Raw genomic sequence first — 13,259 nt, 5'->3', positions numbered from 1 at the left:
GAATGCTTAGTATCATTACCGTAAGCTTTTTGATCTTCTTGGTTTTTCATTATCGTGTTGGGGATCGCATTAAGGTCGTTGACCGAGATGAGGATATTTCAGGCATTATCCAAGATATACGAATGTTTCACGTTTTGATTAAACACGACAGTGGTAATTTGATTACTTATCCAAACAACCTAACGCCTCAGAAAAGCGTGATAAAACTCTCAGCCAAGAAAAATCGGAGCACGGCGAGGCAGATCTAAACTCGGATTCAGAAAAATCCCTAACTAGTGAACAGAACGACGGTAATAGGCTACCGCTGCCAGCATCAGTGACAGGAACCAAGCTACTGAGCCCCCGCCCCCACCGTCTGATGAATTAATGGTTGAGCCTCCTGTCCAAACAACCCGCCCATTAGCGGCTAGATAATCAAGACGTTCTTGCTCATCTGAAGTAATAAATGGCGTTTGTGAACCAGCAAGTACGCTATCTATCCAAGAGCTGTAACTCGCCACTTCGGTATACACTGCCGTTACATCCGAGCTCGGGTCACCACAGATAGTAGGCCCAAAGCTCGTGATCCCCACTTGCTCATACATGCCGTTGTGATACCAATAAATAGGACCACCAGAGTCACCCTGACACGTTCCCGCTCTAAGACCTGTTGATTGACTTTGACTACCAGTAAAACAAACTTGTTTACCGGTCAGTTCATTGCCTCTATCAAAGTTTGTGGCGCAATCTGCATTACTGACCCAGAGCAAGTTCGCCCTCTGTAAAATAGGAGTGCCATCGACTCCCGATTGAGTATTGCCGTGGCCAACAGTAACAAAAGTCTCATTAATGTTGCGATATGTTTGTGTCGTAGCTCGAGTCACATTACTGCCTGATGAGGCAGGAGTCTCCAACTTCAAAATAGCGATATCGTTAGGAAGCAGTAAGTTGACATTGTTGGTAAAGTCAGGATGGATATACACTTCAACTACACGACGTCGGTCAGCGTTCAAGAAGTCTTGTTCATTTTCTAACATAGCGACCGCAGAAGTAAAAAGCAGTGCGCCCATATCCCCTTCCAGACAATGAGCTGCGGTCATTACATATTCAGAGGTTAGATATGTGCCTCCACAATAGGCAGCGCTTGAATAACGTCCATCATAATCTATAGACTCAATATATAGACTAGCAAAAGAATCAAAATCGTTGATAGAGGCATTTTCACCATTAACAATCATTCGAGCAATATCAACCCCGCTCGCCTTGACCGGCCAAGCAAACGTCCCCAATGCACAGACGCAGGGCAACAAGAAAAGGGTGGGGGTTAAAAGCCAAGATTTCATAGTAACAACTCCTTTTGCGACTCAACTTTATCTACGACACCATCAGTGTGTTCGTTCAATGATAAGTATAGACGTTTCACTAGAGAGTTGGTGTAAATGTCGTCCAATGCTCAGTACCGACATAGCATTCAAACGTGATTGAACCCTCGGCGCCTGATCCGACCTAGGCCGATTAGCAAGGCTGTAAGTGCAAAGTGTAGTGCCCCACCGCCACCAGAGTCACTCGAACTTCCACCTGACGAACCATTATTGCCCGATGGGCTAATGGTATAGCCTTGTCTAATCAGGTAATTACGCCTTGCTTGATCATCAGAAACATAATTAGGTGTCTCTTGTCCATTGAGCACACGATTGATCCAATCTGAATAATCGGCAATCTCAGTAAAGACTGACGTAACAGCACGCTGTTTATCGCCACACGGTAGTGGGCCAAAACTCGTGACGCCTATCTGAACTTGTAGTCCATTATTATCCCAGTAGATAGGGCCGCCGGAATCACCCTGGCAAGTCCCAGCTAACAGATCAGTCACGTTGCTGTAATCACCGGTAAAACAGATTTGTTTTTGGGTCAAATAGCTGCCGTCAGAGAAAGCACCTGCGCACACGGCGTTGTCTACATAAGTGAGATTCACTTTCTGTAAAATATCGAATGCATCATAACCATATTTGGTATTCCCATGACCGACAGCAGTAAATACAGCGCCAACATTTCGGTAGCTTTCATTGTTTGGGCGGTTGATGGCTATGCCTGTACCAAGGGGGGAGTCTAGTTTAAGTATCGCAATGTCATTGGGGATCAATTTATCAATATCATCGATATATCCCATAGGATGGTATATCTCGACTACGCGTCTTTTCTCTGAATAACGATAATCTGACTCATACTGCAAATTTGGTGCAGCCATAGTGAGAAGTTGTGACTGACGATCGCCATACACGCAATGTGCTGTCGTCAATACAAATTGAGAGTTAAGCAGGGTCCCACCGCAATATGGCGACGTTGAATACCCTACCCCGTACTCCTGAGCATCCAAATACAAGCTGACAAACGAGGGATAGTCGGCCACATTGGCAGCACTCCCATTGACGATATAAGGTTTTGCATCGGTTTGAGCATGGACCGATGAGATAATAGAGAGTGACAACGCGGTGGATGCGAGCACAGTGTATGTTGAACGTTTGCTTGGTAATGAAAGAATCACTAGACAGTTACTCCTTATATACTATCGACGAACTGAGATTCATTTACTTTTGATATCATTTACACACCATACATACAAATTAGGTGTGCACTTTTGTGCATAACCACGTCACAATTTAGAAAAACTATTCCATGATTAGTATTTCTGGTCTTTTGTAAGAGCGCTAGAAATCGCATTTCCTATAAAAAAAGCATCGCGATTGCGATGCTTTTTCCGTCTATCGATTGAATTTAGCCACGATAGTAACGCTGAGGGACAAACGGCATTTTCTCTACCGTCATTGCCAACTTCTTACCTCGTACATCGGCAAAAATCTCAGTACCAATCGGAGAAAATTCAGTGGCGACATAAGCCATAGACACGGGTTTACCCGCTGTAGGGCCTGCCGTACCACTTGTAACAATGCCGATTTCGTTGTCATCAGCATCGAACAACTTAGCACCTTCACGAACTGGTGCTTTGGTCTGACCTACTAGACCAACACGTTTACGTGCAACGTCTTTTGTTTCGATTTGCTTAAGGATAATGTCTGCACCAGGAAAGCCACCAGCGCGCTCACCCTCTGTACGGCGAACCTTTTGAATACCCCACAATAGACTCGCCTCAACCGGCGTCGTTGTGGTATCCAAATCGTGACCATACAAGCACAAACCACACTCCAAGCGAAGTGAGTCTCGTGCACCAAGACCAATCCATTCTACTTCTTCGAAGTCTGTCAGTGTTTTCGCCAAGGCTTCGGCATGGGTAGACGGCACTGAAATTTCATAACCGTCTTCACCCGTGTAACCGGAACGGCTCACGATACACTCAATACCATTGATGTCGAGTTTTCTCACATCCATAAACAGCATGTCTGCTACTTCAGGTTGTAAACGTGCCAACACTTCAGCGGCTTTTGGACCTTGCAGCGCAAGCAACGCACGATCTTCAATCACTTCCATTTCCACGCCATCAGTAAGGTGTGCTTCTAAATGAGTGATGTCTTGTTCTTTACATGCAGCGTTTACGACAACAAACAGGTGATCGCCCAGATTGGCAACCATCAGGTCATCCATGATGCCACCTTGTTCATTAGTGAAGAAAGCATAGCGTTGCTTGCCTTCTGGCAGATCAATGATATCAACAGGCACTAAGGACTCGAGAATCGTCGCTGCTTTTTCTCCGTATAGACGTACTTGCCCCATGTGAGACACATCGAACAGACCGGCCGCGTCGCGACAATGTAAGTGCTCTTTCTTCACACCAAGCGGATACTGAACCGGCATATCATAGCCGGCAAATGGAACCATCTTCGCTCCCACTTCCACGTGTAATGCATGCAGTGGTGTTTTCAACAAATCTTGGGTTGCTTGTTCTTGAGCCATTGTATTCTCCATTGGGTTGGACCGCTTTGACGAGCCCTGCTCCTAAATTGGGGATGTCTAAATTCCACTATTCGGCCTCTATCTGCTAGGCAGTGAGATTAGCGGAACGTGAGTTATCGCACTTTACGTCTAGTCATTGACGCCTATACGAACATTAGATGTTGGTCTTCTGGAAACCTTGTTTCCTATAGTAAACAAGAATGCGCGCATTTTTCACCTTTAACAAGATATGAACACACAAAAATGTGACACTTAACATTCCATTCACAGAATCACATATATCAAAAAAGCGTGGTTTCGACGATATTTTCACCAAAAGAACGCTAATTCAAGACATTTAGAGACAAAAGCAAACGTTTGCCTTTATTATAGGAAACTCGTCTGTTTGATGTTTATTTCGCCGTAACCCACAAAATATGCGCATCCTCTTTACTGGTCGATATCAACATATGACCCATATTTGCGTCGTAATATACGCTGTCTCCCGCTGACATAACCATCGGCTCGTAAAACTCAGAAAAGAACTTCACTTCCCCTGAAAGAATCAGTAAAAATTCTTCACCATCATGTCTAACCCAGTCACCATATTCTTCAAACGTGCGTGCTCTAACAGTACTCTTAAAAGGCATCATCTTTTTGTTAGATAACTGAGTCGCCAAAAGTTCATGCTCGTATGTTGGTGTTGGGTGTGGCTTCCCTTCACCTCGGAGAGTAAAATCACGACGTCCCGTAGCCACTTTTTTCTTCGGCGGTTCAAAGAGTTGCGGCATATCTATGTGCAAGCCCAGTGCAAGTTTTTGCATGGCTTGGAAGGTCGGCGAAATTTGTTCGTTTTCAATTTTGCTTAACGTTGAACGTGCGAGCCCAGTTCTTTGGCTTGCTTCTTCTAATGTCAAACCTAATTTCGCGCGAATATCTTTGATTCTTTCGCCTAGTTTTAGAGGCTCAATGTTCTCATAGCCATCCTTCGCTAAAGTCAGCGATGGGTATTCATCATAGATGTCTTCTGACATGCTTTCCCTCTTCTACTAGTGACTTCCTGTGACTCATTTTCATTGTTGCATGAAGCCATGTCTTTATTAAAGACCATGTACAAAAATAAACCGTGCTCTTGGTAACAGTTTTGGAAAATGTGTTTCCTATAGGAAATTTTTGATTGATTATTGGTGCCGAGAAAGGTATGTTATCAGCTTGTTAGATGAAGAGATGCGTTAGCCCGTGCAGGTTCGTTGCGTTTTTAACATCGATCTGCGCCGTTTTTAAGAATGATTTAGTCCTACATTTAGGATATTCTCGCGCTGCAACAATGGACTCATATTTGGTCCAAGCAGTACTAAGACAAGCCTCAGTCAGTCCGCTAAATAGGTAAGAAAAGGCACTGATTGAACAATGGAAGGTTTACCGCCATGAATGCTCAGTACTTGAAAAGCTACCAAAATCACAGCCTAGAAAGCTTCTTCTCAACCAACCTGTCTGCTACAGACGATGCGGTATTCACCGGAATACAAGCTGAGTTTGTCCGTCAAAATGAACAAATCGAACTTATCGCTTCTGAGAACATTGTTTCTAAAGCGGTGATGCAAGCTCAAGGCACCTGCCTAACCAACAAATACGCAGAAGGTTACCCAAATCGTCGCTACTATGGCGGCTGTGAACACGTCGATACCATCGAAGCTATCGCTATCGAACGCGCAAAAGCTCTTTTTAAATGCGAGTACGCAAACGTTCAACCTCACTCCGGTGCACAAGCTAACGGCGCGGTTAAGTTGGCTCTTTTACAACCGGGCGACACCATCATGGGTATGTCGCTTGACGCTGGCGGCCATCTAACTCACGGTGCAAGACCTGCTCTGTCTGGCAAATGGTTTAATGCCGTTCAATATGGGGTTGATAAAGAAACATTAGAGATCAACTACGACGACGTTCGTACTCTCGCTATTGAACATCAACCAAAAATGATTATTGCAGGTGGTAGTGCCATTCCACGTGTTATTGATTTCGCCAAGTTCCGTGAAATCGCTGACGAAGTGGGGGCAATCCTGATGGTAGATATGGCACACATCGCGGGTCTTATTGCGACAGGTGCTCACCCTAGCCCATTGCCACACGCGCATGTTGTCACTACAACAACACACAAAACACTACGCGGCCCTCGCGGCGGCATGATCCTGACTAACCACGAAGACATTATTAAGAAGATTAACTCAGCGGTATTCCCGGGTCTTCAAGGTGGCCCACTAATGCACGTCATTGCAGCCAAAGCTGTGGCATTTGGCGAAGCTTTAGGTCCTCAGTTCTCAACTTATATCGATTCAGTGATCGCGAACGCAAAAGTTCTCGCCGAAGTATTGCAAACTCGCGGTTGTGACATAGTCACTGGCGGTACTGATACGCACCTTATGCTTGTTGATCTTCGCCCTAAAGGTTTGAAGGGCAATCAAACTGAAGAAGCGTTAGAGCGTGCCGGGATCACATGTAACAAAAATGGCATACCGTTTGATACCGAAAAACCTATGATTACTTCTGGTATTCGTTTAGGGACGCCAGCTGGAACCACGCGTGGTTTTGGCACTGAAGAATTCAAACTCATCGGTGAGTGGATTGGCGATGTTCTTGACGGTCTGGTAGAAAACCCAGAGGGTAACCCAGAAGTCGAACAACGCGTTCGTAAAGAAGTGAAGGCACTGTGTGCACGCTTCCCACTTTACACTTAAAGAATAAAACATCCTTAATATTGGAGATAAAGCAATGGATAACACTTTGAAGTTTTCTGACAGCCACGAATGGGTACGTGACAACGGTGACGGTACTGTGACTATCGGTATTTCAGAGCACGCTCAAGAAATGTTAGGTGACGTAGTGTTCGTTGACCTACCAGAAGTCGAAGATGAAATCGAAGCGGGCGAAAGCTTCTCTCTAGTCGAGTCAGTAAAAGCAGCTTCCGACATTTACGCGCCAGTTTCAGGTGAAATCGTTGAAATCAACGAAGAGCTTGAAGACAGCCCAGAGCTTATCAACGAAGAGTCGTACGAAGGCGGCTGGATTGTTAAGGTGAAAATGTCTGACGCCTCTGAGCTTGAAAACCTTAAGAGTGCAGAAGAGTACCAAGCTTCTATCGAAGACGAGTAAGCATCATACAGACGTTGCTCGTCAGCTTTAGTGTCGCCTAACTTGAATCAGCGTATTCGTAAAAACGTCGCCATCCCTGCGTAGGCAGGGATCTTATGTTAGTTGGGCACATGCTTTTTGTAGATTCCTGCCTGCGCAGGAATGACATAAAAAGCGGGAATGACGTATAAGATTCGAGCAACGATTTTAAAGATCTCGCAGAGGATCTTTGAGAAGGTAAAGGAATCATGACTGAATTACTTCAAAGCCTAAGTACGCAAAATGAATTTGTTGCACGCCACAATGGGCCAAACAAATCTGACCAACAAAAGATGCTGGACGCGATTAACGTATTGAATCTAGATACGCTAATTAAAGAGACTGTCCCAGCACAAATCCGCCTTGAAACACCAATGACGCTAGATGCTCCAATGAGCGAAGCGGACATGTTGATTGAAATGAAAAAGTTTGCGGATTTGAACCAAGTTAAACGCACATTCATCGGTCAGGGTTACTACAACACCTTCACGCCAAACGTGATTCTGCGAAATGTTCTTGAAAACCCAGGCTGGTACACCGCCTACACACCTTATCAGCCTGAAATCTCTCAAGGTCGTCTTGAATCACTTTTAAACTACCAACAAATGGTCATGGACCTAACTGGTATGGAAATCGCGAACGCTTCCTTGCTTGATGAAGCAACTGCGGCAGCAGAAGCGATGACGCTGTGCAAGCGCGCAGGTAAGAGCAAGAGTAGTGTTTTCTTCGTCGCTGACGATGTTCACCCGCAAACACTTGAAGTCGTAAAAACTCGTGCAAAGTTCATTGGCTTCGACGTTCAAGTAGGTTCTCTAGAGTCACTGCCTGAACAAGACGTATTCGGTGCCCTTGTCCAATACCCTGGCACAACAGGCGAAGTACGTGACCTCACTGATATCATTGCCAAAGCTCAAGCAAACAAAACGCTAGTCACAGTGGCAACTGACCTTCTTGCTTCTGCCTTACTTAAGCCTGCGGGTGAAATGGGCGCTGATGTGGTTATCGGCTCTGCACAACGCTTTGGTGTACCAATGGGCTACGGCGGTCCACACGCCGCGTTTATGGCGACAAAAGATAAGCACAAGCGTACTATGCCTGGTCGTGTTATCGGTGTGTCTATCGATACTAATGGTAACCAAGCTCTTCGTATGGCAATGCAAACTCGCGAGCAACACATCCGCCGCGAGAAAGCGACATCAAACATCTGTACTGCACAGGCACTGCTTGCCAACATGGCTTCGTTTTATGCGGTTTACCACGGTGAAAAAGGCCTTAAAACCATCGCTCGTCGTACACACCACATAACAGCAATCCTCGCCGCGGGACTGACTAAATCTGGCTACGAACTGGCTCACAACAGCTTCTTTGACACCATCACCGTCAATACTGGCGAAAACACAGATAAACTGCTTCAAAAAGCAGTCGCGTCTGACATCAACCTACGTAAACTCGATGGTCAAATCGGTATCAGCTTTGATGAGACAACGACAGTTGAAGACATTAACGTTCTGTTTGCTGTCTTCGAAGTGAAAGAGAAAGTAGAAACTCTATCGGCTGAAATCGCGGATAATGAGTTTGCTGCAATTCCAGAGAACTGCCGTCGTACTTCTCGTTACCTAACTCACTCTGTGTTCAACACGCACCACAGCGAAACACAGATGATGCGCTACTTAAAACAGCTTGAGAACAAAGACTTCTCACTGACGCACGGTATGATTCCACTGGGCAGCTGCACCATGAAGCTAAACGCAGCGGCTGAAATGATTCCAGTGACTTGGCCAGAGTTTGGTTCTATTCACCCGTTCGCACCAATTGAGCAAGCGACGGGCTACACAGCGCTTGCGAACGATCTGAAGAAAAAGCTATGTGAAATCACTGGCTACGATGAATTCTCGCTACAACCTAACTCAGGTGCATCGGGCGAATATGCAGGTCTAATTGCGATTCAACGCTATCATGAAAGCCGCGGCGAAGGTCACCGTAACGTTTGTTTGATTCCAAGCTCTGCTCACGGTACTAACCCAGCAACAGCATCAATGGTGTCAATGAAAGTAGTCGTAGTGAAGTGTGACGACAACGGTAACATCGACACTGATGACCTAGCAGCGAAGATTGAAAAACATCGCGAAAACCTATCAAGCATCATGATCACCTACCCTTCTACACACGGCGTGTACGAAGAGCATGTGAAAGAAGTGTGCGAGATGGTTCACGAAGCTGGCGGTCAGGTTTATCTTGATGGCGCGAACATGAACGCACAGGTTGGTCTGACTAACCCTGGTTTCATCGGCTCTGACGTTTCTCACCTGAACCTTCACAAAACCTTCTGTATTCCACACGGTGGTGGCGGTCCGGGCATGGGGCCTATCGGTGTTAAATCGCACCTAGCGCCTTTCCTTCCGGGTCACATCGAAAATGGTGTTGAAGGGAACGATTACGCAGTATCTGCAGCAGATTTAGGTAGTGCATCTATCCTACCTATCTCTTGGGCATACATTGCAATGATGGGCGAAGCAGGCCTAACTGACGCAACGAAAGTCGCGATTTTAAACGCGAACTATGTCATGGAACGTCTACTTCCGCACTACCCTATTCTTTACCGTGGCACTAATGGCCGTGTAGCGCACGAATGTATTATCGACATTCGTCCACTTAAAGAAGAAACAGGCATCAGTGAAGAAGACATTGCCAAGCGTCTCATGGACTATGGCTTTCACGCACCAACGATGTCATTCCCGGTTGCTGGCACGCTAATGGTCGAGCCAACAGAGTCTGAAGACCTTCAAGAGCTAGACCGATTCTGTGACGCAATGATTGCTATCCGCAACGAAATGACACAAGTGAGAGAAGGGGTTTGGCCGCTCGATAACAACCCGCTTGTTAACGCGCCGCATACGCAAGTAGACCTATCAAAAGAAGAATGGGATCGCCCATACTCTCGCGAACTAGGTTGCTTCCCGTCAACGCATCAAAGAACCTGGAAATACTGGCCAACAGTAAACCGCGTCGATAATGTGTACGGTGATCGCAACCTGATCTGTTCTTGCCCTGGTATCGAGAACTACGAAGACTAGGCAGTTCTGTTGAGGATAACTAATTAAGTTGGTTAACGATTTAATGAAGATGGTTATCTTAATGGAGTTGGTTAATTCCTAATAATTCAAAAGCGAACCCTTACAAGGTTCGCTTTTTGCTTTGTGGACTAAACTATCTGGCGTTAATCAAATTAGAGGCTCTCTAACTCGAAAATGGACAGAAATCATTTTCGGAAAACCATACATTAGCAAATCATGAATAACTATAGGTATGACAGGATGAAAAAAAGCCCACTGTCAAACTGGATGAGAGTGGGTAAAGTAGGTATTACTACTATTTCAAGCAAAGTATGCATAGCCAATAATACTCAACATGTGTCATACTGACAACTGTCATTCTAAAAAAATGGTCAAAGTTTCATCAAAACATATGTAAGTTAAGGGTTTATATTTAAAAAGTTTGCATTTACCAAGTTTAATGCCTATCTAATAATTGATGCTGGTTCACAAATGAGGAGTGATACATGAATAAATCTCAGCTGGTTGAGCATATTGCAAAAAACGCTGAATTATCAAAATCAGATGCTGAAAGGGCTTTAAGTTCTACAATAAATGCAATTGTCGGAGCCCTGTCTGATGGAGGTGAGGTATCATTAGTAGGATTCGGGACGTTCAAAGTAAATGACCGTTCTGCTCGTATTGGTAGAAATCCAAAAACTGGCGAGGAGTTAAATATTCCCGCCGCAAAAGTCCCCGCTTTTAAAGCAGGCAAAGCTTTAAAGGAAGCCTGTAATCATTAAGATATTCACTTGGCACTATTAAGATAAATAACCACCTAAGTAAAACCCACAACTAAAGGTGGGTTTTTCCTTGGTAATACAGCTAACATCAATCGATAGTAAGCACTCAACGAATATCTCAGCTTCATCTAGGGAAACACGTGAGGCCGTCAATTGGACACCTTCAATATATTTGCGGAGATCACAATTTGCGGAGATCACAATTTGCGGAGATCACAATTTGCGGAGATCACAATTTGCGGAGATCGGCGTCAGCACGTCTTTGGACAAAAATGCGTTTCGGAAAATCGAACATTAGTAAACCATGAATAAATACAGGTGTAGCAAATAGCAAAACTGACGTGCAGAACGCACCGGATGATGTGTCGAAATCTCTGCCTTTCCAAGATCGCCTTGAGAAAAGCATCAAGGCCGCCACCCTTCTAGAGCAGATCGCACAATTTATATAAATGCTCGGGCTTGTTCAACACTTGGGATTTAATGTTGGCTACGCAACGCTTAATTCTTATTTGTTATGTTGTGATGCTCGCAAGGACACAAACCAGGAATGCAGGAACCCCAGCTATAAGCAGTTTGATACAAAAGGCTGTATTTTCTGATAACCGCTCATCATCGATTTCGTCCGCAACACTACGGTCAACCATTGAGTCTGTAACTCTATCAACCTTGTCGTCAGACTGCCCCATACCACCCAGAGGTGGATACAAGAAAAATAAGGCTGTTGTACCCCATAAAAATAGAACGATGAAAAATGCGTAGTCCGAAACAAACTTAATTCCAAAGAAGCCTGTAGACATCTCAAGCGCAACAACTATTCCGGCTGCTATTACATTTGCAACCACTACAAATCGTACTAAACTAAGCATTTATACTCCATTCCTGACCTAGCTAAATAACGCCAAATTAAGTAGTGAGCAACGCTGCCTACTACCTAAAGCATTGTGCTGTAAACACTAAAGCTGATTCAAACCGAAAGTGCCAAGCACTGCGAATCTGCTTAAATTTATTGTTGTTATAAGGTTCTTGTAATGTAACTAGTTATTAACGTTCATTTCTTTTGCACGGTCATAGCAAGCACCGCATAGTAGTGTTACGCCAGCAAACGCTTCAGATTCATCATTCCACTCACCACCATCGCTATTTACCTTGTCTTCACAAGCATTGCACCAAGAATCCGGGCGTTCATTACCAGACTCCGACTCTGCCGACCAAAACCCTCTCGGCTTTCCGTCGCGAAGACTTTCTACGACATGCTGACATACATACGTAGCCTGATGCTTTCCGTGAGTACAACACTCAACATATTGTTCTTCTTCACTCATACCTTTGAAACCTTAAACGTTATGCTTGTGGTTCTGAAACCACAACAATGTCATTTGCCCTAATGTACATCAAATGCTTGTCGTAAAAGCCGTTTCTCGCACAACCATGTTGCAACGCTTTTTTGTAGATTGAAGCCACAAATATATCGGCTACGCTAAAGTCGTTACCTACTGCAAATCCTGACTCACAACAGATCGATATACTTAACTTTTCTAAGCAACGCATAATCCAGTCCCCACGAAGTCCTCGCTTTGAACTCTCATCTAACTCTGGACGCATAAACCTTAATACTGTTCTGTTTTGGGGAGAGTGAATACTGGAGTTCACATACTCACAAACTCTGCGGATGTGAGTTTTTTCATTGAGGCTTTTGCCAAATAAGTTTGGATTAGGAAAGCGTTCTTCCAAATACTCAATAATTGCCATTGATTCAGAAAATACCGAGCCATCAACACAAAGAGATGGGACATAGCCAAAAGGATTTATATCTAGGTATGTTGTCGTTAGTTCGTCAGAGCTGATCTCAATTCTATCGTAACGTATACCCTTAAAATTGAGTACCCACTCCACCCTTTCAGAACTATTCGAGCCTTTTGCGCTATAGAGCGAAACTTCCATACATCCTCCCGAAAAGCATAACGCTTATTAGACGATAAATTGTCGTCTTTCATCCTTCCATAATGCAGCCTTTTTCATATTGACTCAACTAATAATCAATAAGTTATGCCACATGAAGGGAAAATTAGGCTGCAAGATGTCGCCTAAAACGGGAATGCTAAGTTATCAAGTTAATCGGATAAGTTTTAGTAGGTCAAACGCACGCCCCAAAAATGAGTAGAGTATGTGATCTAACAAGCTTTGGGGCGTGCGACGTGAAGTCGTATGAAGCGCTGTTCACCGCTTAACGAGTGAACCATCTGTATCACCAGATGAACCTAGGAGCCTGAATAAAGTAGCGGCTCTGACAATGTAACGAAGGTTGGCATTTGCCAATCGGGATCTAAATCGTGAGAGGACGATCCTCCTGATAACCACAAAATCGGGTGAGTGCTAGGTAGTCAGCATG

General features: G+C 44.6%; 11 protein-coding genes and 1 pseudogene. 5 read left to right on the top strand and 7 right to left on the bottom strand.

Translation table 11 applies throughout. The features are described from left to right. Positions 1-2 precede the first annotated feature (2 nt). Positions 3-248: pseudogene (locus VTH8203_RS10400) on the top strand (mechanosensitive ion channel domain-containing protein); the annotation flags it as partial. Positions 249-272: 24 nt separating this feature from the next. Here the strand turns inward: VTH8203_RS10400 and VTH8203_RS10395 are convergent. From VTH8203_RS10395 to VTH8203_RS10380, 4 genes are all read right to left on the bottom strand, one after another. Next, positions 273-1,322: a S1 family peptidase gene (locus VTH8203_RS10395; protein ID WP_096993616.1), complete on the bottom strand. Its 1,050-nt coding sequence runs from the start codon at positions 1,320-1,322 to the stop codon at positions 273-275. 128 nt (positions 1,323-1,450) lie between these two features. Next, positions 1,451-2,524, bottom strand: a complete 1,074-nt coding sequence (locus tag VTH8203_RS10390; RefSeq protein ID WP_158296115.1) for a S1 family peptidase — start codon at positions 2,522-2,524, stop codon at positions 1,451-1,453. A gap of 230 nt (positions 2,525-2,754) precedes the next feature. Further along, complete coding sequence (gcvT, locus tag VTH8203_RS10385) at positions 2,755-3,888, bottom strand: glycine cleavage system aminomethyltransferase GcvT (RefSeq protein ID WP_096993614.1); 1,134 nt, start codon at positions 3,886-3,888, stop codon at positions 2,755-2,757. Between the two features lie 392 nt (positions 3,889-4,280). After that, a complete protein-coding gene (locus VTH8203_RS10380; protein ID WP_096993613.1) occupies positions 4,281-4,901 on the bottom strand; it encodes a helix-turn-helix domain-containing protein in 621 nt (206 codons plus the stop codon). 393 nt (positions 4,902-5,294) lie between these two features. Here VTH8203_RS10380 and VTH8203_RS10375 point away from each other — a divergent pair, with 393 nt between their 5' ends. The 4 genes from VTH8203_RS10375 to VTH8203_RS10360 all read left to right on the top strand — a co-directional run bounded on the left by VTH8203_RS10375 (position 5,295) and on the right by VTH8203_RS10360 (position 10,870). Then, a complete protein-coding gene (locus VTH8203_RS10375; protein ID WP_096993612.1) occupies positions 5,295-6,602 on the top strand; it encodes a serine hydroxymethyltransferase in 1,308 nt (435 codons plus the stop codon). A 34-nt stretch (positions 6,603-6,636) separates the two neighbouring features. Continuing rightward, complete coding sequence (gene gcvH, locus VTH8203_RS10370; RefSeq protein WP_006069462.1) at positions 6,637-7,017, top strand: glycine cleavage system protein GcvH; 381 nt, start codon at positions 6,637-6,639, stop codon at positions 7,015-7,017. A gap of 227 nt (positions 7,018-7,244) precedes the next feature. Then, positions 7,245-10,109 (top strand): aminomethyl-transferring glycine dehydrogenase, encoded by a 2,865-nt coding sequence (gene gcvP / locus VTH8203_RS10365; protein ID WP_096993611.1) that lies wholly within the window; start codon positions 7,245-7,247, stop codon positions 10,107-10,109. Positions 10,110-10,594: 485 nt separating this feature from the next. After that, a complete protein-coding gene (locus VTH8203_RS10360; RefSeq protein WP_096993610.1) occupies positions 10,595-10,870 on the top strand; it encodes an HU family DNA-binding protein in 276 nt (91 codons plus the stop codon). 512 nt (positions 10,871-11,382) lie between these two features. On the opposite strand, the gene VTH8203_RS10355 is transcribed toward VTH8203_RS10360, so the two are convergent. From VTH8203_RS10355 to VTH8203_RS10345, 3 genes are all read right to left on the bottom strand, one after another. Next, complete coding sequence (locus tag VTH8203_RS10355) at positions 11,383-11,736, bottom strand: hypothetical protein (RefSeq protein ID WP_096993609.1); 354 nt, start codon at positions 11,734-11,736, stop codon at positions 11,383-11,385. Positions 11,737-11,904: 168 nt separating this feature from the next. Next, on the bottom strand, positions 11,905-12,192 hold the full coding sequence (locus tag VTH8203_RS10350) for a hypothetical protein (protein ID WP_096993608.1): 288 nt from the start codon (positions 12,190-12,192) through the stop codon (positions 11,905-11,907). 19 nt (positions 12,193-12,211) lie between these two features. Then, positions 12,212-12,811 (bottom strand): glutathione S-transferase family protein, encoded by a 600-nt coding sequence (locus VTH8203_RS10345; RefSeq protein ID WP_096993607.1) that lies wholly within the window; start codon positions 12,809-12,811, stop codon positions 12,212-12,214. Between the last annotated feature and the right edge of the window lie 448 nt (positions 12,812-13,259).

Source organism: Vibrio thalassae (genome assembly GCF_900089835.1).
GTDB classification, from domain to species: Bacteria; Pseudomonadota; Gammaproteobacteria; order Enterobacterales; family Vibrionaceae; genus Vibrio; species Vibrio thalassae.
Note: the sequence above shows the minus strand (reverse complement) of the source record. Positions and strands in the feature narration are given on the sequence as shown.